Source organism: Ruegeria sp. CG11 (genome assembly GCF_056537245.1).
In genome coordinates this window covers 138,389-162,906 of sequence record NZ_JBQFRE010000007.1, presented here as the reverse complement: position 1 = coordinate 162,906, position 24,518 = coordinate 138,389, and the positions used below count along the sequence as shown (strand labels likewise).

Annotated in this window: 17 protein-coding genes and 2 pseudogenes; 14 read left to right on the top strand and 5 right to left on the bottom strand. The window is 55.4% G+C overall.

What is annotated here, in order from left to right; genetic code table 11:
• Window positions 1-1,166 (top strand): ABC transporter permease (locus tag ACR0KW_RS16035; RefSeq protein WP_480805901.1); only part of this gene is annotated, 1,166 nt, incomplete at its 5' end.
• An 11-nt stretch (window positions 1,167-1,177) separates the two neighbouring features.
• Here the strand turns inward: ACR0KW_RS16035 and ACR0KW_RS16030 are convergent.
• Window positions 1,178-2,206 (bottom strand): LysR family transcriptional regulator, encoded by a 1,029-nt coding sequence (locus ACR0KW_RS16030; RefSeq protein ID WP_480805900.1) that lies wholly within the window; start codon window positions 2,204-2,206, stop codon window positions 1,178-1,180.
• Window positions 2,207-2,401: 195 nt separating this feature from the next.
• On the opposite strand from ACR0KW_RS16030, the gene ACR0KW_RS16025 reads away from it, so the two are divergent.
• Both ACR0KW_RS16025 and ACR0KW_RS16020 read left to right on the top strand, forming a co-directional pair.
• A complete protein-coding gene (locus ACR0KW_RS16025; protein WP_480805899.1) occupies window positions 2,402-4,819 on the top strand; it encodes a GcvT family protein in 2,418 nt (805 codons plus the stop codon).
• 92 nt (window positions 4,820-4,911) lie between these two features.
• Complete coding sequence (locus tag ACR0KW_RS16020) at window positions 4,912-5,046, top strand: hypothetical protein (RefSeq protein ID WP_480805898.1); 135 nt, start codon at window positions 4,912-4,914, stop codon at window positions 5,044-5,046.
• A 784-nt stretch (window positions 5,047-5,830) separates the two neighbouring features.
• Here the strand turns inward: ACR0KW_RS16020 and ACR0KW_RS16015 are convergent.
• Window positions 5,831-8,233, bottom strand: a complete 2,403-nt coding sequence (locus ACR0KW_RS16015; protein WP_480805897.1) for a GcvT family protein — start codon at window positions 8,231-8,233, stop codon at window positions 5,831-5,833.
• Window positions 8,234-8,380: 147 nt separating this feature from the next.
• On the opposite strand from ACR0KW_RS16015, the gene ACR0KW_RS16010 reads away from it, so the two are divergent.
• The 6 genes from ACR0KW_RS16010 (at window position 8,381) to argE (ending at window position 16,040) form a co-directional block, all read left to right on the top strand.
• Window positions 8,381-9,274, top strand: a complete 894-nt coding sequence (locus ACR0KW_RS16010; protein ID WP_480805896.1) for a MurR/RpiR family transcriptional regulator — start codon at window positions 8,381-8,383, stop codon at window positions 9,272-9,274.
• Between the two features lie 91 nt (window positions 9,275-9,365).
• The gene (locus ACR0KW_RS16005) at window positions 9,366-10,331 is read left to right on the top strand and encodes a TAXI family TRAP transporter solute-binding subunit (RefSeq protein ID WP_480805895.1); all 966 of its coding nucleotides are present in this window, start codon (window positions 9,366-9,368) and stop codon (window positions 10,329-10,331) included.
• A gap of 83 nt (window positions 10,332-10,414) precedes the next feature.
• Window positions 10,415-13,015, top strand: coding sequence for a TRAP transporter permease (locus ACR0KW_RS16000; protein ID WP_480805894.1), 2,601 nt, complete (start codon window positions 10,415-10,417; stop codon window positions 13,013-13,015).
• Entirely contained in the window at window positions 13,012-13,440 is a 429-nt protein-coding gene (locus tag ACR0KW_RS15995) for a universal stress protein (RefSeq protein WP_480805893.1), read from the top strand. The genes ACR0KW_RS16000 and ACR0KW_RS15995 overlap by 4 nt, the downstream gene beginning before the upstream one ends.
• Before the next feature lie 57 nt (window positions 13,441-13,497).
• A complete protein-coding gene (locus ACR0KW_RS15990) occupies window positions 13,498-14,745 on the top strand; it encodes a DUF3500 domain-containing protein (protein WP_480805892.1) in 1,248 nt (415 codons plus the stop codon).
• 179 nt (window positions 14,746-14,924) lie between these two features.
• A complete protein-coding gene (gene argE, locus ACR0KW_RS15985) occupies window positions 14,925-16,040 on the top strand; it encodes an acetylornithine deacetylase (protein ID WP_480805891.1) in 1,116 nt (371 codons plus the stop codon).
• A 151-nt stretch (window positions 16,041-16,191) separates the two neighbouring features.
• On the opposite strand, the pseudogene ACR0KW_RS15980 reads toward argE, so the two are convergent.
• Window positions 16,192-16,926: pseudogene (locus ACR0KW_RS15980) on the bottom strand (SDR family NAD(P)-dependent oxidoreductase); the annotation flags it as partial.
• 248 nt (window positions 16,927-17,174) lie between these two features.
• On the opposite strand from ACR0KW_RS15980, the gene ACR0KW_RS15975 reads away from it, so the two are divergent.
• Together ACR0KW_RS15975 and ACR0KW_RS15970 are read left to right on the top strand one after the other, a co-directional pair.
• Window positions 17,175-17,819 (top strand): TetR/AcrR family transcriptional regulator, encoded by a 645-nt coding sequence (locus ACR0KW_RS15975; protein WP_480805890.1) that lies wholly within the window; start codon window positions 17,175-17,177, stop codon window positions 17,817-17,819.
• Between the two features lie 30 nt (window positions 17,820-17,849).
• Window positions 17,850-19,106 (top strand): cysteine desulfurase-like protein, encoded by a 1,257-nt coding sequence (locus ACR0KW_RS15970; RefSeq protein ID WP_480805889.1) that lies wholly within the window; start codon window positions 17,850-17,852, stop codon window positions 19,104-19,106.
• Window positions 19,107-19,324: 218 nt separating this feature from the next.
• Here the strand turns inward: ACR0KW_RS15970 and ACR0KW_RS15965 are convergent.
• Together ACR0KW_RS15965 and ACR0KW_RS15960 are read right to left on the bottom strand one after the other, a co-directional pair.
• Window positions 19,325-19,458 (bottom strand): annotated as a pseudogene (locus ACR0KW_RS15965) (DDE-type integrase/transposase/recombinase); the annotation flags it as partial.
• A gap of 38 nt (window positions 19,459-19,496) precedes the next feature.
• Window positions 19,497-20,254, bottom strand: a protein-coding gene (locus ACR0KW_RS15960; RefSeq protein WP_480805888.1) for an IS5 family transposase whose coding sequence is annotated in 2 segments (ribosomal slippage) — window positions 19,497-19,933 and window positions 19,933-20,254 — 759 coding nt in all. Because the reading frame shifts where the segments join, the coding sequence is not laid out codon by codon here.
• Window positions 20,255-21,196: 942 nt separating this feature from the next.
• Between ACR0KW_RS15960 and ACR0KW_RS15955 the strand changes: the two genes are divergently transcribed.
• From ACR0KW_RS15955 to ACR0KW_RS15945, 3 genes are all read left to right on the top strand, one after another.
• Window positions 21,197-22,018: a glycosyltransferase family 25 protein gene (locus ACR0KW_RS15955; RefSeq protein ID WP_480805887.1), complete on the top strand. Its 822-nt coding sequence runs from the start codon at window positions 21,197-21,199 to the stop codon at window positions 22,016-22,018.
• 346 nt (window positions 22,019-22,364) lie between these two features.
• On the top strand, window positions 22,365-23,042 hold the full coding sequence (locus ACR0KW_RS15950; protein WP_480805886.1) for a response regulator transcription factor: 678 nt from the start codon (window positions 22,365-22,367) through the stop codon (window positions 23,040-23,042).
• The gene (locus ACR0KW_RS15945) at window positions 23,032-24,393 is read left to right on the top strand and encodes a sensor histidine kinase (protein WP_480805885.1); all 1,362 of its coding nucleotides are present in this window, start codon (window positions 23,032-23,034) and stop codon (window positions 24,391-24,393) included. Before ACR0KW_RS15950 ends, ACR0KW_RS15945 begins: the two co-directional genes overlap by 11 nt.
• Window positions 24,394-24,518: the final 125 nt, after the last annotated feature.

Genomic DNA, 24,518 nt, shown 5'->3' with positions numbered 1-24,518 from the left:
AATGCCTGACCTTCCAGTGGTTCGGCGAGCTGTTTCAGGATCAGCGTATCCTGAACGGCATCAAGAACTCGCTGATCATCGGGGCCGGGACAGTTGTTCTGTCGGTGGCGATGGGTCTGGCGGGCGCGTTGATGCTGACGCAGATCTGGCCCAAGCTGCGCGCGACCTACTACACGGTCATCATCGCGCCGATCCTGATCCCGGGCGTGGTTCTGGGTATCTCGACGCTGGTGTTCTGGGACCGGATCAACCGGATGCTAGGACTGGGTGCGGACAGTTTCCTGTCCAACGGCATCTTCCTGACGGTGATCGGCCAGTCCACCTTTATCGCCAGCTATTGCATGCTGGTGCTGGTGGCGCGGCTGCAGCGCTATGACGTCGCCCTAACCGAGGCCGCATTGGACCTCGGCGCGACCCATGCGCAGGCGTTTCGGAAAATCCTGTTGCCTTTCATGCGCCCGGCGATTGCCTCGGCGGCGGTGCTGGCGTTCCTCGCCTCGTTCGAGAACTACAACACCACCACCTTCACCTTTGGTGAATACCCGACGCTGACCATCGAACTGGCGCAAAAAGTGCGCTACGGTATCACGCCGTCGATTTCCGCTCTGGCCTTCATCATCGTGGCGTTGACCGTGTTCTTTGCCTTGCTGAACGAAGCCAAGCTGAAACGGCAGGAGCTGGTTGCCGCCGCGCGCAAGAATGCCACGGTCGAGGAGTTGGCGGGCAAGATCAAACTGCCCAGCTTCTTTTCTGGCAATATGGCAGCGGTTTTGCTCGTCATGTTCGCCGTCGCCACGATCACCGTGGTTGGAACCGCGACGGCCTATAACCCCGGCCAGTGTATCGCCAATGTCAAAGAGCAAAAACGTCTGGAAGCCGAACAGCGTATTCAAGAGCTGCGCAAACAGCGCGAGGAACGCCGCCAGCGCCGGTTCGAAGGCGTGTTCGATCCCGACGAACTGCAGCCCGGATCCGAGGAAGAGGGGTCTCAATCCGCCCCCGACGCCAACAATTCCGGCTTTGGCAACGTGTTCGCCCCAAACACCCTGAGCGGTGAAGAGGAGACCGAAGACGAAGAAGAGGGGTCGGACAACCAGACCCAGCCCTCAAACAACTACGGCTTCGGAGGCGCATTCGATCCGAATAGGCTCCAATCCGACCAATAGGCAGAGCCGTTTCAAAACCAAAACCCGCCCGGAGAACTCAAACATCTCCGGGCGGGTTGCGTTTGGGCCGTGCCACTACACGGCTTTTTAAGCGTCATCGCACAGGCATTGATCATCCAGCGTCTGACATTGCTGAAACCGGGCTCGTCTTTCGACGGGTTGCGGCAGGTCAGGTAATACCCGCCATTCCCCTTCAACACCGTTCCAGGTAGCTCCACCAGATCGCCATCCGCCAAAGCGCCACCATCCAGTCGCCGCCATAAAAGACAGATTCCCCGACCTTCGGTGGCGGCCTGAACCACATGCGGATAGCTGTTGAAAAACAATGTGCGGGGGTCTGGTTTGTAGCTGAAGCCAAACTCGGCGAAGTAGGACCCGAACCAGTGAATGCCGTATTCGCCCTGATCCAGATGCAACAGCCGTAGTTTGGCAATCTGTTTCATGGGCTTAGCCTGTCCGGTCAGGCCATGTTTTTCCAGAAATTCCGGTGATGCGGCCAGACAAATGTCTTCGGGGATCAATAGGTCAGAGTGCCAATTCGCGTTGGTCTCTGGCCCTAAACGTATTTCGAAATCTGCCGGAGTATCCAGCTGTGCCACGCCCAGAGGCCCGACTGAAAGATTAATCTGAAGCTGGGGAAAGCTGCGTTGCAGGCGCGGATAGTGTTTCAACATCCAGAAATGCGCAAACCCGTGCCCGCATCTGATGCTGATCTCTTTGGTTCCCTGTTCTTTGCGCAGGTCCTGCGCCTTGCGCGAGATATGCCCCAGACCGGAGTCGACGACGTTGTAAAACTGCAAACCTGCCGGGGTCAGTACCATACGGCGCTTTTCGCGTAGAAACAGCTGACAGTTCAGATGCGCCTCAATATTTTGCACATGGCGCGACAGGCTGGATTGAGAGGTGCCCAGCCTCTCGGCCGCAGCGCTGACCGACCCGAGCGCGGCAACAGCTCTGAATGCGGCGATGGCATTCATCACCGGCATCAGGAAAGAATCGAACTCGGTGTCGGACATGACGATTGCCAGTTGTTGATCCATAGGGAATTTGTCACAAAAACTATGCCAAAAAGGCATGAATTTTCAACTTTGATCTCTGCACGGCTTGCGTAGCGTGAAAGTTCTAAAAATAATACATTAATAACAATGTGTTATTGCTGTTTCCGAAAAACGCTCCTAGCGCGTTTCCAGCCAGTTTCCTTACTATGCTAAAAATCGCAAAATTTGGGGAATTTCATGTCCGAACAGCGAAACATAGTCATCGTCGGCGGCGGTGTCATTGGTCTGAGCCTCGCGTATCATCTGTCCAAGAAGGGGGCCAAGGACATTGTTCTGCTTGAACGCAACCAGATGACGTCCGGCACCACATGGCACGCAGCCGGTATTGTCGGACCGCTGCGGGCGACCTTCAATATGACGCAACTGGCGTCACGTGCGCTGACCACCTTCCCCGAGCTGGAAGCAGAAACAGGGCTGGCCACGGGGTATCAGCAGACCAGCGGATATTGGATCGCGCGCCGCCCTGAGCGAATGGACGAACTGCACCGCATTCACGCTATGGCCAACTATGTCGGTATGACGCCCGAAATCGTTACGGGCGATGAGGTTGCCGCCCGCGTCCCCGGGATCAGTGCCGAGGGCATCCACGGCGCGCTGACTCTGAAAGAGGACGGCCAGGTCAACCCGGTCGATCTGACCATGGCCTATGCCAAAGGTGCGCGCAGTCGGGGCGTTGAAATCCGCGAGGGAGTTTCCGTCACGCGCCTGCTGCAGGACGGCGGTATGGTAACCGGCGTCGAGCTTTCGGATGGCAGTGTCATCCATGCCAATCAGATTGCGCTCTGTGCCGGGGCCTGGTCCAAGAAACTGGCGGATGACGCGGGTGTCGTGCTGCCGCAGCACGCGGTCAAGCATATGTATGTGGTGACCGAACCGATCGACGGGTTTACCAAGCCGTTCCCGATTTTTCGCGACATGGAAACCCAAGTTTATATGAAGGGGGACGCAGGCAAGCTGCTGGTTGGCTGGTTTGAAATGGACGCCAAGCCCTGGGACCCACACTCGACCGAGGGCACCCGCCCCTTCCTGGAGATGGAGGATGATTGGGAGCAGGCTGAACAGTTTATCGAAGCGGCGTTGACAATGTACCCGGGGCTAGAAAGCGCGGGTATCCAGCATTTCCTGAATGGCCCCGAAAGCTTTACCGCTGACAGCCGCCCGCTGGTTGGTGAGACACCGGAACTGCAGAACCTTTATGTGGCCACAGGTCTGAATTCGGTCGGGATCATGTCCTCGGCCGGGGTAGGGGATGCGCTGGCCGATTGGATGATCGGGGGGGAGGCGCCTGGTGACCTTTGGGACATCGAAATTCTGCGCTGCGATCCGCTGCAGACCGGCCACGACTTTATGGAAGACAAGATGCGCGAGTCGGTGGGCAACAACTTTGCGATGCACTGGCCTTATAAACAGCCGATCTCGGGCCGCGACCTGCGCCTGTCTCCGCTGCATGACAAACTGGCCGAAGCCGGTGCAGTCTGGGGCGTTGGCGGCGCATGGGAACGCACGCTGTGGTTTGCCGAAAGCGAAGAGGAAAAGACGCTGCCCTATTCGGTCGGCCCACAGACCTGGCAATATGTGGCGGATCGTGAGGCGCAAGCGATGGCTGAAGGCGTGTCGCTGATCGACCTGTCCATGTTCACCAAAATCGACATCACTGGTCCGGATGCGCTGGCGATGATGCAATGGGTCAGCACCGCCAACATCGACGTTGAGGTTGGGCGAGCCGTCTATACCACCTGGCTGAACCAGCGCGGCGGGACCGAGGCCGACCTGACCGTGACACGTACCGGAGAGAGCAGTTTCCGCGCCACCTCAGGCGCCGCCACCCGTCGCAAGGATTTGTATTGGCTCAGAAAACAAGCGCGCCTGAAAGGGTTTGACGTTACGCTTACGGATGTAACCGAGGACGAGGCGGTCATCGGGGTCATGGGGCCGAAATCTCGTGAGGTGTTGCAAGCGCTCTCTGACGCTGACTGGGTCGACTTTCCATTCTCGACCTCGCGAGCTGTGTCAGTTGCCGGTATCAAGGGCAGCGCCACCCGGATCAGCTTTGTCGGCGAATTGGGATGGGAGGTCACCGTGCCTGTCGATCAAGCGCCAATTTTGTTTGATGCACTGCGCGCGCGGGGCGCGGGTCTGCTGGGAATCTACGCCTTTGACGGTTGCCGTATCGAGAAAGGGTTCAAGCATTGGGGTCACGATCTGGGCCCCGACATTTCACCGCTTGAGGCCGGAATCGGATTTGCCGTGAACTGGAAAAAGGGCGATTTCCTTGGGCGCGAAGCGCTGGCAGCGCAGAAAAAGGCTGGCCTGACCCACCGTCAGATCCTGCTTGAGGTCGAAGGCGACGCGCTATTGCTGCACGACGAGCCGGTTTGGGAAAACGGAGCATATGTGGGACTGACATGTTCTGGTGCCAAGGGACCGCGCACGGGTAAATGTCTGTGTTTCGCCAACGTATCGATTTCGCCCGGCGAAACGCTGGCTGAAACCCGCGCGCGGAATTTTGAAATCGAAGTCGCGGATCGCAAATACAGGGCAACTCCGCTAGCACTTCCACCCTATGATCCGGAGCGGAAAAAGATGCAGAGTTGAAGCTGATGGCATGTGATGATGTGGCATCGGCGTGCTGAAATATTGGGATCTGCGATGCGACCATTTACACTTGGCGGAAGCGATTCGGCGGTATGGATCGCGCGCAGAATGCTGGACAAAAGGCCCTTGCGAAAGAGAGTACTCGGATCATGAAGATCGGTGCTGAACTCGAACCGGACGAGCTGAACCTCAAGGATATCCTGACCCATCTAAAGCCCTGGGCCTGACCACAGAGGAGCTTCCTCAGGCCCGGGGTCTTAGGGGTCACCGCCGAACCAAGATGGGAACTAGTGACGTTCTGGAGGCGTTGTAGTCGCTCGGGCTGAGGCCATGCAAGAATGGTTGCGGAGAGTTAGGATCGAACCGATCCGTATCTTTCCGGGATCGCCGTTGAAGAACGGATGCAACGAGAAGTTCAATGGGGAACTGCGTCGGGTAGCGCTCATTGCTGTATGGTTCACCACGGCGGAACAGGTTTAGATCGCCATCAATCATTGGCTCAATCAGTGCAATCACACCCACCTTAGCCAGGCCTTCAACATGCGGTCACCCGTGCCCGTAACTTTGTTAGAAAAACACCAACTTTACTCTTTAAAAACAAGGGGCAAGACAGGGGCGGACTAGACACTTGATGCCGGAGTGGTCATTGCTGTGGTCTCACGTCAGACACAAGACACGTTGTTTCGAGAACTTCAGGCGCGCGACAGGAATAGTCAGATCATAGAATGAAATTTGCCCTTTGAATGGGGATTGTGAAGCGCCCGGAATGCGCCGACATGGCGGCGCATTCCGGGCATGGTTTTGCCCGTTACATCGAAGCCGCCCCCGGGTACGGCCCAGAGTTTCTTGTGAGAACTGAATCTTGGTGACGAGTGATCAATGGCTACGATAAATTATGAAGCCTTAACCTATGTAGACTGCCCCATCAGTAGCCGAGCCTGGAGTGGGTTCCTTCCCGACCCGGCGCCGACATTTGAAAGGCTTGAACGCATTGTTGAGGTCGAGTTCGTGTTACAACAACAAAGGGCGCTTCATCCTTTCACCTTCGGGGTCAAACACTGGACCAAGTGTGACGGTCGCATTGAAAAACTTGCGCCCGATGTCGACTTGAACACGCGCACCATTGGAGACAGGTGCCTTGAAGTGCCCTAGCGCCATGGGTTTGCCGATCCGATAGCCAAAGGCGCAGGAACTGGTCTGACCGATGATCGCGCCGTTTAGATAGATCGGCTCATGCCCCAGCGGAACTGCGGCTTCGTCGTCAAGCACTAGCGATACAACATTTGGAACCGCACCTTCTTTTTTGCGATTTTGCATGGCCTCATACCCGATGAAGCCACCGTTTTTGCGGGTGGCGAATTCCAGCCCCGCCTCAACGGGCGTCACATCGCTGTCCAACTCGTGCCCCATCGCGCAGAAGCCTTTTTCGATCCGCATCGAAGTCTGGGCAAACATCCCCGCCGGTACCGCACCGGCACCGGTCAGCGCGGCATAGATGGCGCGGGCATTCTCAGCCCGGCAGGTGATTTCCCAACCGGCCTCGCCGACATAGGACAGGCGCGCGGCGCGCACATGGTGGCCGGCGATATGCGCCTCGCCCTGTTTGAAATACGCCAGATCGTTCAGTTCCGCCGCGCCCACTTCGGTGGCGATGCGGGCGGCCTCGGGGCCCATCAGGCCCAGAACCGCATAATCCTCGGTGCTGTCGCTCAGCGTCACATCATAGCCTTCAGCGTGACGGCGGAACCAGGCCAGATCGCGCTTGATCGCGGTGGTGCCCACGAACAGGCGATAGTGATCCTCGGCAATCCGCTGCGCCGTGATGTCGGATTCGAACGTGCCGCGCTCGTTCAGCACCGCCGTATAGATCACCGATCCCGGCTTGCGCGCCATGTAGCCCGCACAGGTTTTAAGCAGGAAGGTTTCGGCATCGGGGCCTTTGACCTCGATCTTGCCAAAGGGCGAAGCGTCGAAAATCGCCGCCTTTTCGTGCGCGGCTTTTACCTCAGCCTGTACGTTTTCAAACCAGTCGGGCTTTTCAAAAGTCATACGTGGCTCGGCGGTTTTGCCGAAATACAGCGGTCGTTCCCAGCCATAGAACTGCCCCATATGCGCGCCTGCCTCTCGATATTCTCGATCCAGAGGCAGGGCGCGCAGGTTCCGGGCGGTTGAGAGCTGTTTGCCCGGATAAGCGATATCGTAATGCGTGCCCAGAATTTCCGGCGCGCGCGCCATCAGATGCTCGACCGAATTGAAGACCGGCGCAAAGCGCTTGGCATCGGCTTCGGTCAGGTCATAGGCAGTGTGGCCATGCACGATACTATGCGCCAGGTTCATCCCTGCCCCGCCGCCCGAGGCAATTCCAACCGAATTCAAACCGCAGCCCAGGAACAGCCCGCGTGTCTCGGCGGTTTCGCCCAGCATGAACGTACCGTCGGGCGTAAAGCTCTCGGGTCCGTTCAGCAGCATCTTGACTTCGGCGGTTTCTAGCGCGGGCAGACGGTTCAGCGCCAGTTCCATCATCGGCTCGAAATGATCCCAGTCTTCCGGCAGCAGACCGAATTCAAAGCTTTCATCCAGCACGCCCGGCGCGATGGGTTTACCCATCGGCTCGAAACATCCCACCAGCAGCCCGCCGGAATCGTCACGGATGTACAGATGGCTGTCATGGTCGCTGAGAGTTGGCGTGTTACCGACGATGCCCTCAATCGGCTTGGTCAGCAGATAGAAATGTTCGCAGGCCAGAGCGGGCACCTCTGCCCCGGCCATTGCCCCGGCTTCGCGCGACCACAAACCTGTACACAGCGCAATGGCATCACACGTTACAGTGCCTTGCGTGGTCTCGACCCCTTTGATCCTACCGTTTTCGGTCAGGATGCCCGTCACACCGGTTTTCTCAAAGATTTTTGCGCCCAGGCCCTTGGCCGCTTTGACCAGAGCCGCGCAGACGTCGCTGGGCGACACGCGCCCATCATCGGGCGACCAGACTGCGCCCAGCACATCATCGGCGTTCATCAGCGGCCAGCGCTCCTTGGCTTCATCCGCCGAAACGGAATACGCCTCAATCCCATAGGCATGGGCCAGCGCCTCTTGCCGCTTCACATGGGTCAGACGGTCGGGTGTGGTCGCGATGGACAGCGATCCTTTTTGAATCCAACCTACATTCTGGCCGGTTTCCTGCTCCAGCTGGCTGTACAGATCCACAGAATACTGGATCATCCGTGTCAGGTTTTGCGAGTGGCGCAGCGCACGCACCTGTGCCGCCGAATGCCAGGTGGTGCCCGAGGTCAGTTGATTGCGTTCCAGCAGAATGGCGTCGCTGACACCCATTTTGGCTAGGTGATAGAGTGTTGAACACCCCATGATACCGCCGCCAATAACGACGACTGAAGCGTGAGAGGGAAGATGTGCCATGTTTTTCCTGATTGCTTCCAGCCAGCAAACTTGCCGGTTTGTGAATTGCAGTAAGAATAGGTTTCATAAAATTACGCATTCGGTCAATGTGGGTGCAAAAATAACGTGTGTTTTTTATTTAATTGAGTCGCAGAGGAGCGAATCAATATGGACCCAACTCTAAAGAACAAAGTAATTTCAATGCTTAAGGGGGATCTACCAGAGTTGCCTCCGCGTATGAAGATTGCAGCGAAGTACATCGTTGATCATCCCGCCGACTTTGGATTGGACCAAATCCGGGACAGTGCGCGAAAGAGTGGCGTCAGTACAAACACATTGATCCGATTGGCCAAATACCTTGATTTTGACAACTTTGAGGCAATGCGCGAGCCATTTAGGTTTGCCCTCGTCGCGGCCCCGCAAACAGAAGATTCCGATTGGGCCAAAGATGTGCGTGATCATGGCGCATTGGGTCACGTGCAGGCGGACGCGGCTGTGAATTCTATCGCAATTGTGAAACGTTCACTTGAGAGGCAATCACCCGAGCAAATGGAACGCGTAGCGCAGCTTCTGCTGAAGGCACGTAAGGTCTACATTACAGCTGTCAGGGCCAGCTATTCGATTGCTCACAATTTTCACTATGTCGGTCGTATGGCATTGCCATCGTTGAATTTAGTTCCAGGGCATATGAACAGTGCCATTGACGAACTCAACCACGCTGATGAACAGGATGTGCTTATTGCCGTCACATTCAGCCCCTATTCTCTAGAGACGGTCGAGGCTTGCAGGTTTGCCAAGGCCAAAAAAATGAAACTTGTACTAATCTCAGACAGTGACGTCATATCACCAGATTTCGTCCCCGACGAAACTCTCGTGGTCTCAGTTATTTCGACCCACCATTTCTGTTGCTATGCGGGCGCGACTGCTGTTGTTGAAGGCCTTCTGGCATTGCTTGTGAGTCTGGGTGGCAAAGATGCTGCGCAACGAATCAAATCGTATGAAAAATTGAGACAGGGTAGTAACGCCTACTGGAATTCTAAAAAAACACTCGTTTTTCCGTGACAACAGAAATTACGATTGTAGCCTTTAGCTGTCTTCTGAAGCACATCACTTGTTGCATTCGGTTCAAAATATCTATCAGGGAGAAAAGCGAATGACGTTTCAACACAAACTCATGGGTGTGGTTGCAGCCATGGGGATCGCAGGGGCGGCCGCCGCCGCCGACCAGCAGTTCATTACAATCGGGACGGGCGGCGTGACCGGCGTGTATTACCCGACCGGCGGCGCAATCTGTCGTCTGGTGAACAAAGGCCGCAAGGAACACGGAATTCGCTGCTCGGTCGAGTCGACCGGCGGTTCAGTCTACAACACCCGGACCATTCGCCAGGGCGAGCTTGATTTCGGCGTAGTCCAATCCGACGTTCAGGCAGCCGGCCTGGCCGGAACCGGCGCGTTTTCTGAAGATGGCGCGTATCCGGAACTGCGGGCTCTGTTCTCGGTCCATCCCGAGCCGATGCATCTGATGGCGCGCGTCGACAGCGGTGTCGCAACGGTGGAAGACCTCAAGGGCAAGCGCGTAAATATTGCCAACCCCGGTTCAGGTACTCGGGTTCTGGCCGAGACGCTGATGCGCTATTCGGACCTGTCGAACGAGGATTTCTCGCTGGCAGCCGAGCTGAAGTCATCGGAACAGGCGGCAGCGCTGTGTGACGGCAAGATTGACGCAACTATCTGGGCGGCGGGCCTGCCGAACGGTTCTAGCCAGGAGGCGACCTCGTCCTGCGACGTCAAGATTATCCCGCTTGAGGGTGACGCCATCGACAACCTGCTGGCCGAGAACTCCGCTTATGCAGCTGCCACCATCCCCGGCGGCATGTATCCCGGCAACCCCGACGACATCCCGTCCTGGGGGCCGAAAGCAACCTTTGTCACCTCGGCCAACACACCGGATGAGGTGGTCTATGCCGTAGTCGCAGCCGTCTTTGAAAACTTTGATGATTTCAAAAAACTGCACCCAGCCTTTGCACGGCTGAAAGAAAGCGAAATGATCAAGGACGGTCTGACTGCCGAGATCCATCCCGGTGCGATGAAATATTACCAGGAACGCGGCTGGCAGTAACCGCCTGAACGAGTAATAGCACCGCCCTCCGGTCCCATCGCGGGACCGGGGATTTTCTTGTATAGACAACTAACGGGGACAGCATGGCACAGACGGAAAACGGCACCGCGCGAGATCCGGCGCCGGATGACTTCGTTGCAAACAGCGATACCGGCGGACGCCAGCCAAAGGACAAATTCGGCCGCGCCGCGCTCTGGTACATCCCGCTGGTCTGGTCGCTGTATCAGCTTTGGATTGCGTCCCCGCTGCCATTCATCTTGCGGGTGGGGGTGTGGAATGACACCCAGACCCGCGCCATTCATCTGGGCTTTGCCGTCCTGCTGGCCTTCATCGCCTTTCCCGGTCTGAAATCCAGCCCGCGCGACCGTATCCCGCTGCTGACCTGGGTTGTCGCGATCATCGGGACCCTGTCCGCGTCCTATCTGTTCTATGCCTATAATGGCGTCGCTGCCCGATCAGGGGCTCCCAACCCTCTGGATGTGGCGGTTTCGGTCGTCGGCATCGTTCTGCTGCTTGAGGCGGCGCGGCGCAGCCTGGGCTTCCCGCTCATGGGTGTGGCGCTGTTCTTCCTGGCCTATGTCTTCTTCGGCTCATGGTCCGGCCTGCCCGAAGTGGTGCAGTGGAAGGGCGCCTCGCTTGAAAAGGCGATGAGTCATATGTGGCTGACCACCGAAGGTGTGTTCGGTGTCGCATTGGGGGTCTCGTCAGGCTTTGTATTCCTGTTCGTCCTGTTCGGCGCGCTGCTTAATCAGGCCGGTGCAGGCAACTATTTCCTGAAACTCGCCTTCGCGGCATTGGGTCACCTGCGCGGCGGCCCGGCCAAGGCGGCGGTGATCGCATCCGCCGCAACCGGGCTGATCTCGGGCTCGTCCATTGCCAACGTGGTCACCACCGGCACCTTTACCATCCCGCTGATGAAGAAGGTCGGTTTCCCGGCCACCAAGGCCGGCGCGGTTGAGGTTTCATCGTCGATCAACGGCGTTCTGACCCCGCCTGTGATGGGTGCCGTGGCCTTCCTGATGACCGAATATGTCGGCATTTCCTATGTCGAGGTGGTCAAAACCGCCATCGTCCCGGCTGCGATCTCCTATATCGCGCTGGTCTATATCGTGCATCTTGAAGCCCTCAAGATGAATATGCCCGGCACCAGCCGGATGCATCCGGTCAAGTTCATGCTGGGCGCGATCTTCATCATTGCCATTTCGATCGTCATCGCCGGTGGTACGCTGATGCTGTGCGGAGTGATCGTCGATTTCATCCAGGCCGCCACCGGAGCGGCTTCGACTTGGATCATCGTCGGCATTATCGCCGTGGTCTATGTTGCCGCCGTCCGCTTTGCAGCACAGCAACCCGACCTCGAGATGAGCCTTGAGTCGATGCAGCACCTGCCGCCTGCGCGGGACATTTTCAAGACCGGCATCCACTATATCCTGCCGATCCTGCTGCTGATGTATTTGCTGATGATCGAACGTAAATCCCCCGGCCTGTCGGCCTTCTGGTCGTCAATCGCGATGCTGGCGATCCTGCTCACCCAAAACCCGCTCAAGGCGTTTTTCCGCCAGAGCGGAGATGTCAGCAAACAGCTGCGTCAGGGTCTGGCGGATATCAACGAAGGCCTGATCACCGGCGCACGTAACATGATCGGTCTGGCATGTGCCATGGGCGTGGCTGGCATCATCGTCGGTGCCGTGACGCTGACCGGCATCGGCCAGGTGATGGCCGAATTTGTCGAGTTCCTATCGGGTGGCAACCTGCTGGCGATGCTGTTCTTTGTGGCGCTGATCTCGATCGTGCTGGGCATGGGCCTGCCGACAACCGCCAACTATATCGTCGTCAGCTCGCTTATGGCGGGCGTGGTGGTCGAACTGGGCGCGCAGAACGGGCTGATCGTACCGCTGGTCGCCGTGCATATGTTCGTGTTCTATTTCGGCATCATGGCAGACGTGACACCCCCTGTGGGCTTGGCCAGTTTCGCGGCCGCCGCGATTTCGCGGGGTGATCCCCTCAAGACCGGGTTCCAGGCGTTCTTCTACTCGATCCGGACTGCCCTGCTGCCGTTCCTGTTCATCTTCAACACCGATCTGCTGCTGATTGATGTAGGCCCCTATCAGGCTGTGTTCGTCTTTATCATCGCCATGATCGCCATGTTACTGTTTGCAGCGAGCACGATGAACTTCTTCATGGTGAAATCGAAGCTTTGGGAAAGCGCAGCCCTGCTGCTGGTGGCCTTTACCCTGTTCCAGCCCGGTTTCTTCCTGAACCAGCTTCAGCCGGAACACGAAACCCGCGGCGGCAGCGACATCTTTACGATGGCCGAGGCGGCGCCGGATGATGACTCGCTTAGGGTGCGGCTGATCGGCGAGGATCTTGAAGGCGATCCGGTGGATGCCCGTTACCTGCTGCCGCTGGGCCCGCAAGGCGCGGATGGTCAGACCCGTCTGTTGGATGGCGCCGGAATTGAGTTCCGCGATGAAGACGGGAAGCTTTTTGTCGACAATCTGAATTTCGGCGGACCGGCAGAACAGCTGGGGATCGATTTCGACTGGGAACTGGTTGAAATCGAGGTCGAGGCCGACCGGATGCCGAAAGAGGTATTCTATATCCCGGCCTTCCTGCTGCTTGGTGTCGTCTTCCTTCTTCAGATGCGCCGCAAACGCAAACAGGCAGAAGGAGTATTGGCATGACCCAGCGTATCCTTTGCGCGGTCGACCTGTCGCATCCCGAAACCGAAACCCGCGTGTTGCAGACAGCCGCGGAACTGGCAAAGTTCTACGGCGCGACGCTAAGCGTGGCGACTGTGGTACCGGACTATGGCATGTCCATCGTCGGCTCCTTTTTCAAAGAGGGCACGATGAAAACGGCGGTCGAAACCACAAACCAGCAGCTTCATGATTTCGTTCGGGACAACCTTCCGGATTTTGGAAATGTTCAGCATATTGTCGAAATCGGTAATGTGTACGAACAGGTTCTAGAGGCCCTGAAAGTGGCCAAGGCGGATCTGGTCGTGATCGGAGCTCATAAATCTGGTCTGACCGACCGTTTGCTTGGACCAAACTCTGCTCGCATTGCAAGACACTCGGACTGTTCAGTTTTCATTGTCCGCGACTAGAGAGCGTCCCAAACTTACCTTTTCACAGCTATGTTTAGGAAACGGGGATAAATCAATGTGTCCAGAGATAAGCTCCAACCCGACCAAACCGTTGCTTGCTATGAATTCCCCGATTTGAAAACGAAACGTGTTTTCAGATCTAACCAAAAGATGTCGTCACGTGGGCAGCAATTCAGGCTTATTATTCTCAAGCATCAGGCATCTCAGAAAGGAATGGGTTTCATGAGGTTTACATCGACTTTTGGTCTGGCAGCAGTTTATGTCATGCTGACTAGTGTAGCCGTTCTGGCACATATTGATGGCTACAAATCCCAATCCGGCGCCGATTTCGCATCGTGCGCGCCTTGGGACGGAAACCATAGCCCTGCTGAGATGGCGGGGGCCGCGAACGCTTTCCTCAACGGGCTGACCGCTGAGCAGCGTACTCTAGCGCATCACCGGCTGGATAGTCCGGAGCGATACACATGGAGCAACATCCCGGCGCGCGGCGACGTTGGCGGCCTGAGACTTGGTGATCTTGACGGTCTGCAAATGCAGACATTTTGCAATCTGTTGGCTTCGCTGCTGTCCGAAGAAGGGTTCGACAAAATACGCGCTATCATGCTGGGTGATGACCTTCGCTCGGTCATTGATGGTGAGCCAAATACAGGTGTCGGCATTGCGGCCTTTCGGATTGTTTTGTTCGGCGATCCGTCCGGGCAATCGCGATGGGCCATGCAGTTGGACGGGCATCACATCGCTCTGAACATAACGCTGGAGGGCGCACGCTATTCCATGTCCCCGAGCTTTGTTGGAACTTTCCCGAGAGAGTTCGAAGTGGCAGGCTCTACACTCATGCCGATGGGCGGTGAGGTCGATTTTGCCTACTTGCTCATCGACAGCCTAACAGAACAACAACGGGCCGAGGCGATGGTGGCACCAGAGCGGGGCAAAATCCAGACAGGGCCGGGCAGGGATGGTTTCGTGCCTGTTCAGGACGGGTTGAACGCGTCTTCTCTCAACGGCACCCAAACGGGTCTTCTACTTGCGCTTGTTTCGCAGTGGCTGGACATCATGCCTCCCTCGCACGCAAAAGCGGCGCGTTTGCGGTTTCTCGAAATGATCGACGGAACGAGTTTCTCCTGGAATGGCCCTCTCGAACAAGGCAGAGACATCTCTTATCGAATTCAGGGCCCCGCATTCATAATTGAGTTTGCGCATGATCAAAGGGGAGGTGCCGAAAGAGGCGATCCGACAAATCATATTCACACGATGTTTCGGGATATTGAAACTGACTATGGCGGGGGCAACGGTTCAGGGGATTGAAACGACGGCAGACTGCCTCTGATCTTACTCGAAACAACTGGTGTCCCGGCCATTGCGCCCAGTTATTAGAATGCCGCTTATCGACTGATTTCTGGCGATCACAGTGTTGATTTCCTTTTCAGATTGACGCCAAGTCCGCCCTGGCTTCATAGCAAGCCCAAAGAAGCAGGAGACCCCTTATGGCTGACGTGTCCCGGGTTTGCGAGGTGCTAGCCGACCTCGTCGCATTTAACTCGGTATCGTCGCGATCCAATCGCGACATTACGGATTACATCAGCGCGCATTTTGCTGCACTTGGCGCCCGCATAGACCGATGGTGCCCGCAGGAAGGCAAGCATAACCTGTTGGCGACGATTGGTCCGCAAGTGGATGGCGGTGTAATGTTGGCCGGACATACTGATGTTGTTCCCGTCGATGACCAAACCTGGTCTCTGGACCCGTTTGAATTGACCCAAAGAGACGGCAAGTTGTTTGGGCGTGGCACGACAGACATGAAGGGCTTTCTGGCGGTCATAATGGTAGCCGCCGAAGCGCATACCAAATTGGATTTGGCAAAGCCCGTTCATTACGCATTCACCTGTGATGAAGAAACCACCGCATCCGGCGCTAAACGGTTGGTGAAAGATTTGGCACCACTCCCGTTTCAGCCGACCGCGGCAATCGTTGGCGAGCCAACATCGCTTACCATAGTGGATTCTCACAAGGGAGCTTGCGAATACCGGGCTGAGTTTACGGGAAGGTCAGGTCACGGGGCGCGGCCAGAACTGGGCAGAAACGCAGTACATGACGCGATTGATTTTAGTGGCAAGCTACTGTCATTGCAGGATGATCTGAAGACACGCGGAGATGCCTCAACCGGGTTCGCTCCAGCCTGGACAACACTGCAGATCGGCCAAATTCACGGCGGCAGCGCCAGCAACATCATTCCTGATCGCTGCTGGCTGGATTGGGAATTGCGCCCCATCACGCAAGAGGATTTTACATACGTTAAATCCCGGCTTAAAAAACTGGCCGGGTCGGGCCGGGATCTGCGCACAACTGTCGAGTTACCTCCGTTGACCGGAGCCATAGCCAATCGGGCGGCCGAAATTCTTACCGGTCTGGGCGTTCCGGCAGAGCGCAAAACGATATCCTTCTGGACCGAGGCAGGTATTTATGAGGCCGCCGGAATCAGCTCGATTGTTTGCGGCCCGGGCGATATCGCACAAGCGCACATAGCAGATGAGTATCTTGAGATCACCCAGCTCGAGCGCGCCCTCGCAATATTCTCAAAGCTCAGTTCGAGGCAATACTGACAACACCCCTCCTGTCTGTGAAAGCGTTGTTAACCCTTTGTAATACCAAGCGCGGCTGGCATCAGTTCGGAGCGTCAGAGGCGAGAGCGCCGGAAAACAGCTTATCGCCCATACCTTCCAAAAGCGTTGAAGAGGGGTAATCGGTAATCGACATGCCGCCATCGACCACCAACGTCTGCCCCGTAACAAAGGAGGCATCATCAGAGGCGAGAAATGCGACCGCCCCCGCAATTTCGTGCCCCGTGCCCATTCGGTTTTCCAGAGACGGAGGAATATCCCAGGAACCGTCTGCTGTCCCAGATCCAAGTATATTGTTTTCTTCCGTTGTGATCCATCCTGGGCTGACGCAGTTGACCCGCACAGGTGACGCTTCGACGGCAAAGGAACGGGTCAAAGCCTCGATCCCCGCTTTGGCAACGCAATACAGCCCCCAATTGCCATGCATTGTGGCGGTAGAGGATATGTTGACGATAGCCCCGTTCGACGCCTTGAGCAGGGGCAGAAAATAGGCCGATACGAGATACGCCGCATCCAGATTGGCGCCGCGGACCTTGTCCCAACGCTCTCCGGGCGGGGTGCCCGCATCGATCTGCAAACGCCTGCCGCCCAATCCGGCATTGTTGACCAGAATGTCGAGACGCTCAACCTTTTGCGCCAGTTCGGAGACGTCCGCCTCTGAGCTCAGATCTGCGGCGAGAAACTGACACGGCGCGCCAAGAGCGCTGAGTTTTTCAAGTGCCCGCTTGCCTTTTTCCGGATCGCGCCCCGTCAAAATCAAGGATGCACCTTCACGCGCAAAGCGTTCCGCAATCGCATAACCGATCCCGGAATTCCCACCTGTCACGAGAACTTGACGACCGGAAAAGCGTTTTGGAACTGCTGTCATGTCGACATTCCTTCTGCGTTGGGCGGGGATCATCCTCGCCACATTGCGTTCGTATTCTAATGTTTAGGTCTGCGCGTAGCTTTGGCATGCCGCCAAAACGAAGATCACGGGTGTTCGCTGAACCCAAAGCTAGGAAAAATAATTCAAACGATCAATTGAAAAATGCAATTGCATTATAAACCTGAATCACCTAGGTGCTGCCTGATCGAAAGTGGGGTTTGCGAATGCAGTCAGAGGAGGTGAGCAGGGTGACGGACGAGCGGAAATCATATCACCGAGAATCTCCGGAACGCCGCAAGGACGACCTGATTCAGGCTGCCCTAGACATTATCGCCAGCAACGGCCCAGAGGCAGCCACTGTACGCGCCATAGCCACCCGAGCGAACGTCACCCAGAGTCTGATCCGCCATTACTTCTCGTCGAAGGAAGAGCTGATCTCGCGGGCCTTCGAACATCACATGTCCGGCATGGTTCAGGACGCAAAGGATCAGGCCCGGATTTTGGGCGGGACGGCGCATGAACAGTTGGCGATGTATATCGCCACCAGCCTGCGGCCGCCGGTCAAAAGTTCCAGGGCGGTTGCCGTCTGGGCAGCGTTTTTGCAGATGGCAGGTCGGGACACGCGTATGAACGATGTCCACCGAAGGACCTATCTGCTCTATCGGGAAACGATGGAAACCCTCATTCGCGCCGTATTGAGGCAGAATGGCGATCAGGTCCCGGAACACCGCCTGAGGCGTCTGGCGACCACTTGCCATGCGCTGATCGACGGGTTCTGGATCGAAGCTAGCATGTTGCCGGACGAGTTTCCGCCCGATGATGAAATGATCTCTGGCTGCCTCGAGGCAATCGGGAAAATTCTGGGTGTCGTACTCAGAAACACACAACCCTGAAAATACGCTCCAACTATGAAGAGGCCTGCAATGTCCGCTATATTTCCTATCGACAAGGTTCGTGCGGAATTTCCGTCACTCTCACTGTCCGATGAGGGTAAGGACCGGATTTACTTCGATAATCCGGCGGGAACCCAGGTGCCCGCATCAGTTGCTGCGGCTGTTTCGGACTATATGTTGACCAATGCCTCCAACTACGGTGGAGCCTTCCGCACCAGTCAGGCCAGCGATGCCATTCTGGTCAAAGCGCAAGAGGATATGGCGACTTTCCTGAATGCAAAGTCACCGTCGGAAATTGTTATCGGCCCCAGCATGACTGCTCTGACTTTCCAGATGTCGCGCAGTATTTGCGCGGATTTCAAACCCGGGGACGAAATCATCCTTACACGCGCCGAGCATGAGGGGAATGTTGGCCCCTGGCTGGGTATTGCCGCCGATAAGGGGGCAGTTATCAAGTGGGTGGATATCAACCTCGACAGCTGGATGGTTGAACCGGAAGATTTGAGCAAAGTCATCAATGACCGGACCCGTCTGGTTTGCCTGAACTATGCAAGCAATCTGACCGGATCGGTGAACAATGTCGCAGCGCTTGGAGCACTGGCTAAGGCGGCGGGTGCCTATGTCTACGTGGATGCTGTGCAACTGGCACCACATCATCCGGTTGATGTTCAGGCGCTTGGATGTGATTTCCTTGTGTGTTCGGCCTACAAGTTCTTTGGCCCCCATCTTGGCGTGTTCTGGGGACATGAGGAGTTGCTGTGCAGCCTGCCCGTACACAAGGGACGCTGTGTCTACGACGAGCTGCCAGATCGCTATACCCTCGGCACGCCGCAGTTCGAGTTGTTTGCGGGCCTGTCGGCCACTTTGGACTATTTTGTCTCGTTGGGGCGGAATTTTGACGCCTCGTTGACCGAGCGCGCGGCTGTTGAAACTGCCTACGAAAAATCCATCGAGTACGAAGAAAAACTGACCGCCCAACTGATCGCGGGAATCCAGGAAATACCGGGCACAACGATCTATGGAATTACCAACCCAAATCGTATGCGCGACCGGGTGCCAACCGTCTCTTTCAGAAGTAAGATACAGCCGAAGGATATAGCGACAGCGCTGGCGGGTCAGAACATGTTCGTCTGGCACGGCCACAACTATGCCTATGAACCAGCCAGGTTCCTTGATCTGCCCGAAGACGAAGGAGTTCTGAGGATCGGCCTCGCCCACTACAACACGGAAGCGGAAGTTGAGAAAGTGCTCGTATCTTTGGAGGAGTTACACAGAAATGCTGTCTAATCACCTGAAACCAACGTTCCTAAATTGCTTCTGAATAGGGTTCAATCATGCTTCATCATTTCCCTGTCTTTTTCGGCCGAGGCTCGACGGGCAGGTGTTAAAACATGGACCGCAGCCGGATCTGTTGCGAAGTTTCTGACTGAACGAAGAGTTGACACCGAACCCGCGGCTTGTGCCGCAAGTTCTACAAATTGCCGGAATGGACAGATTCCGGGCGTGAGTTGACCTTTGCGGATCATGTGCGCCACTTCGACTTCGCTAGTGTCGCCGCCACTGAAGCGAAGGCCTTGAACCCTAGCATCGGTCGCTTGCGTCTCTTGATGAAGCGAAGGTCCTGTTCCACGATGTTATTATCCGGCATGAATGAGCACGACGCCCTAGGCTCAGGACTCATAGCCAGTAAATGACGAGGGCTGCCAACGCGATTGCCGACATGAAGACCTTCGGGCATCTGTCATATCGGGTTGCTACGCGCCTCCAGTCCTTGAGCCTGCCGAGCATGATCTCACTGTGGTTACGTCGTTTGTAACGTCGCTTATCGTATCGGACGGTTGTCCTTCGTTGCTTCCTGCCTGGGATACAGGCGCGTACCCCTTTGTCTTTCAACGCTTCTCTGAACCAGTCCGCGTCGTAGCCGCGATCGCCGAGCAGCCAATCCACCTTTGGCAGACTGCCAACGAGAGCCCGCGCGCCGATGTAATCGCTGACCTGACCGGCGGTTACAAACAAGTTGAGTGGACGTCCTTGGCTGTCGCAGATGGCGTGCAGCTTTGTGTTCATGCCACCCTTAGTTCGACCGATCAGACGGCCACGTCCCCCTTTTTCACCGCAAGGCTGGACGCCGTGCGATGGGCTTTGAGATATGTTGCGTCGATCATGACCGTCTTCTCTTCACCATGGTCAGCGGCCAAACCAATCAGCATCTCGGCGAAGATGCCCTTATTGCTCCACCGCTTCCAACGATTGTAGAGCGTCTTGTGAGGCCCGTATTCCTTGGGCGCATCGCGCCATCGCAAACCGTTGCGATTGATGAAAATAATCCCACTCAAGACCCGTCGGTCATCAACACGAGGTTTACCGTGGGACTTCGGGAAGAAGGGTTCAATACGGGCCATCTGCTCGTCGCTCAGCCAGAAAAGGTCAGACATGTTCACCGCTTGTTTTGCGCGCGATGAATCACGCGGCACGGCGGAAATCAATAGGTCCTGAGTCTAGACAATCCTGTTTCATTACAAAATTGTAAACTCAAAGACAGGTCAATGACGTATTCAGAGTTTAACTCAGACACCTGAACCGCAGCGGTTACCGTATGCTGGTTTCACTTCAAATTTGTTCCGAGTTTCGAGAAGCGAACCCAACCACTGTGACAACGCGGCTTCGTTGAGACGGGATTTATGGGCCTCTGTCAAAACGCCGGAATTCACTCTGCAATCAGTAGGTATGTATGATTTTCAAAGTAACGGCTCGTTCTAAATCTGAGCAGCAGACCAAGTTTCGCCTTCCTTTTCACAAGGAGGAAAGCGCACATGTACTGGTAAAACTTGCTTCGGAGGTTTCGAAGCGGCTTCAATCTCTGGCTTCGGATACCTCAACATTTCTTCGGGTTCTAGCGGATCGAGTCCGATATCTACTTTGGCATCTCTATGTAATTCAAATCAGCCAGCAAGAACGGTTGAATTGGGACGTATGCGAAAACGGAAAATCCTCACGGCGGAACGCAATGATGGCGATTATGGAGATCTGCCTATACGGTGCGATTATCGCCTTCATTTGGGGGTGGATTTAAATTGCTCCACTCCATCGAATTCATCCCCCTGACGGTTGGTGCTCACCCTGATCAAATTTTCAGGGTTCGCGCTGGTAACCCTTTTTAAGCGGGCGTCGTGTGCCGAACAGAGACGAGGCTTCAGCAAAATTCTTAGGAAGTGAACGCGCCGAAGTTCCTAAATACTGGTTTGGCGGCGAACTGACAGGTTCAGTACTTCAAAGGCCTTCTTCTGGCGTTGAATTAGTGTTCAAACCTGCCGTTCGGTGAACCGTTTTATTTTGCCATCTTCGATGGCATGGCAGAAAACTAGAAAGGTCCCATCTTGAAAATTTTGGTGATCAACCCTCCCAAGAACAAGGAGCGACGCAAATTTCAATTGAACCAAGCCACACGGCTTAGTTTGGAGTTGGAATTTGTAAACGGTGTGTCAATTGACGATTTGCCTGAAAGAGTTTTGCAGAATGCAGCAAACGAGTGGACGCGTACAATTAGAGCTGTAGATGTCGCATGCACTTTTTCTCATTGGCGCGTTTGGGAGAAAATCGCAGCGCAAGACGACAAAGTCTGCGTGCTAGAAGATGACGTCTTGTTGTCAGAAAACTTCAAGGCGGTCTTGAACTACATCGGTTCACGTCAAGATGCTTGGCATTGCATTTACGACTTAGAATACGCCCATTACAAGCATACTGTTGGCAAAACTCCAATTTGGAACAACCCGGAACTGAACGTTTCTTCTAGACTTATCTACAAAAACAAGCGGGGCGCTGCAGCTTATGTGCTTGGCCCATCTGCCGCGAAAAGGTTGCTGGATGAAGCAAAAGGCTATGCAATGATGGAAGCTTTTTTGTGGACCAGAAATTGGGTGCAGCAAATGCAGATCGAACCATGCCCAGCCGTTCAGCTTGACGTTTTTGATCCGGCGGCAAAATTTGGTCCACAAGAACAAGAACCAAAAACAGCACGAACCTCTCTATCATATTCTAACGGTTCATTTCTCAGAGCAAAATTGAAACGCCTTTCCGTATCTTTGAATGAAGCAAAACCAATCCTGCTAGGGCTTTTTTGGGGGGAGCGAAAATTACTAAGCATTGACCGCAAGGGTTTTCTTCCCCCCGATGTTTGTGTGAAAAAGAGCAACGGATAAAGGAGAACCTCAAGCCACAGATACGAGGATTGCAGGAAACTGACACTGCGCCTGCAATTCTTGCAGGCATGTAGTTGGGCGCTGGAGGCGACACACGGTAAACTCATGTACCTGACCGTCGCCTCCAATGAGAAAAACGAATACATGGGCGACAGCGCAGAGATTTGCTGTTTATAGCTTTGGTTTGCGCCCGGCTGGTGGTAAATGCTACCGCTTACAAGCCCTGATATGAGGGCAGCAATGTTGTCCGGAATGCGCCGGGCCACTGGTAGACAGTTGGGATTTCCGCATGGTTGCCGGTATGTTGCACAAAGGGGCTTGGGCGGACAGATCCGGGAGTATGGTGGTGCACCTGTTACTTCTTGAAGACGATGCTGAAATTGGCAGTTGGGTTCGCGACGGTCTGACCCGCAGCGGCCACGTTGTTGATTTGTTCGTGAATGGTCGCGAAGCATTGATCGCTGCGACGGCCTCGGAATACGAGGTTATTATTCTTGATAGGATGACGCCGGGACTGGATGGGCTGGCGGTGCTGAGGACGCTTCGCGCGGCCAATGTCGACACTCCGGTTTTATTGCTGACTGCCCTGGGCGACGTCGACGACCGCGTTGAGGGGCTGGAGGCTGGCGCGGACGACTACCTGACCAAGCCCTTCGCTTTTTCCGAACTGGAAGCCCGTGTGTCCGCGTTAGGTCGTCGTCTGTCCAGAAACCCAGTGTCCGAAGCGACAAGCCTTGAAGCCAAGGGAATTCACCTGGACCTGTTGAAGCAAAAGTGCCGGCGAAACGGTCAAACCGTCGACCTGAATACAAAAGAATTCCGTTTGCTGGAAACGTTCATGCGGTCAAAGGGTCGTATTCTGACCCGAAACATGTTGCTGGAAAAGGTTTGGGGGTTGAACTTCGATCCAACGACAAGTGTTGTCGAAACCCATGTCAGCCGCCTGAGAGCCAAAATCGAAAAGCCCTTTGGCGATACTGTCATACGTACGGTTCGTGGCGCGGGGTATATTTTTGAACCTTAAAAGAAGGCTTCGCCGTTATCTTAGAATGTCCGCTTTACGACAGGCAGTTGTTGTGGCGGCTTGCCTGCTACTGTTGCAAATAGTTGGCGCCGTCATTGCAGGCAGCATCGTCCGCAGTGAATTCAACGCGCGTATCGAAGATGAGTTGCGCACACGGTTTCGTCACGTCGCTGAAGACATAGAAGCCAATGGGTTTGATCGTGAAGGTCACCCTAACAGCACGACCGAAGTGTTCTATTTTCAGGCAGAGCAACCTTCTGAGTTTATCCCGCCAGAGGGTATTTTTGAACTGCGTGGTGTCATTGAAGACGACAGATGGGACCGGTGGGACTTCTGGAACAGGGCGGCAGATGACCCTTTATCTCTGGATGACGACCATTGGTTCTTTTTCGTCGGGGAAGTGGGAGGTAGTGTTTTAGCGATAGGTACGAACCAGGGCCAAAGTACATCGTTGATAGGCGTCGTGCCTCTTCTTTTCTTTTTGATCGGTGTTGCGGTTTCGTTGATTGCCCTATCGGTCGGGGCAGGTTTCAGCGTCCATAACCAAAATCGGTTGAATCAGATATTGAACGCGTTGCGCCGTGTTGCGCAGGGGCATTTTGAAAGCCGCGTGGCATTGCCTAACTCGCGGGATGATCTGGATGACCTGGCGCACAATATTGATCATACGCTTGTTCGCCTGGAAGGTCTTTTCAATCAGTCTCGAAACAATGCAGCCAACATTGCGCATGATCTGAAGACACCAATTGCCCGGCTTCGACTTCGGCTTGAAAACGTGCTTCTTTCTGACGATTTAAACGAAGCCAAGGAAAACGCCGAGTTGGGATTGAAGCAGGCGGACCACATTATCGCTGTGTTCGAGTCCTTCCTTAGTATTGCTCGGCTGGAATCCGGAGACGTTCATAAACGGTTCGCGCCGGTCAGCTTTGCTGATATTGCTGAAGACGTTGCCCAAGCTGTTGGGCCGGTGGCCGAGGATGCGGGGTTCGAATTCGTCAAAGACTTTTCGGGCGATGCGGTTGTTCAGGGCGACGCAATTCTGCTGAAACAGATGCTGATCAATCTGATCGAAAACGCTATCCGGCATACGCCTCGCGGCACTCGTATCACATTGGTCGCGAATGATCTTGAACTTGGGGTTTTTGACGACGGCCCAGGAATTCCGCAAGAGTCGCTTTCCGAAGTTACGAAACCATCAGTCAGGTTGGAGTCCAGCCGGACCAGCCCAGGAGCCGGGCTGGGGCTGGCTCTGGTTAAAGCAATCGCTGAAGCGCATGGCGCGGATCTTGTTCTCAGCAACAATCCAGAAGGGTCGCAACATGGGCTGTATGTGCGCGCACGCTTTTTTTGATGGGATGTCTGTTGTTGGATAGGCACGTTCTGAAAAAAATGTCCAGCCTTACAAAGATGTAAACTTCCGGGAATTTGGGTGCCAAACAAGGCGCCTATCTGTGCCGCTCAATTCAGTTGGAGCGG

What these genes read in the sequence shown, in the direction of transcription:
- ACR0KW_RS16030 (WP_480805900.1), bottom strand. Translation starts at nt 2,206, where the DNA reads ATGGATCAACAACTGGCAATCGTCATGTCCGACACCGAGTTCGATTCT.
- ACR0KW_RS16025 (WP_480805899.1), top strand. Translation starts at nt 2,402, where the DNA reads ATGTCCGAACAGCGAAACATAGTCATCGTCGGCGGCGGTGTCATTGGT.
- ACR0KW_RS16020 (WP_480805898.1), top strand. Translation starts at nt 4,912, where the DNA reads ATGGATCGCGCGCAGAATGCTGGACAAAAGGCCCTTGCGAAAGAGAGT.
- ACR0KW_RS16015 (WP_480805897.1), bottom strand. Translation starts at nt 8,233, where the DNA reads ATGGCACATCTTCCCTCTCACGCTTCAGTCGTCGTTATTGGCGGCGGT.
- ACR0KW_RS16010 (WP_480805896.1), top strand. Translation starts at nt 8,381, where the DNA reads ATGGACCCAACTCTAAAGAACAAAGTAATTTCAATGCTTAAGGGGGAT.
- ACR0KW_RS16005 (WP_480805895.1), top strand. Translation starts at nt 9,366, where the DNA reads ATGACGTTTCAACACAAACTCATGGGTGTGGTTGCAGCCATGGGGATC.
- ACR0KW_RS16000 (WP_480805894.1), top strand. Translation starts at nt 10,415, where the DNA reads ATGGCACAGACGGAAAACGGCACCGCGCGAGATCCGGCGCCGGATGAC.
- ACR0KW_RS15995 (WP_480805893.1), top strand. Translation starts at nt 13,012, where the DNA reads ATGACCCAGCGTATCCTTTGCGCGGTCGACCTGTCGCATCCCGAAACC.
- argE (WP_480805891.1), top strand. Translation starts at nt 14,925, where the DNA reads ATGGCTGACGTGTCCCGGGTTTGCGAGGTGCTAGCCGACCTCGTCGCA.
- ACR0KW_RS15970 (WP_480805889.1), top strand. Translation starts at nt 17,850, where the DNA reads ATGTCCGCTATATTTCCTATCGACAAGGTTCGTGCGGAATTTCCGTCA.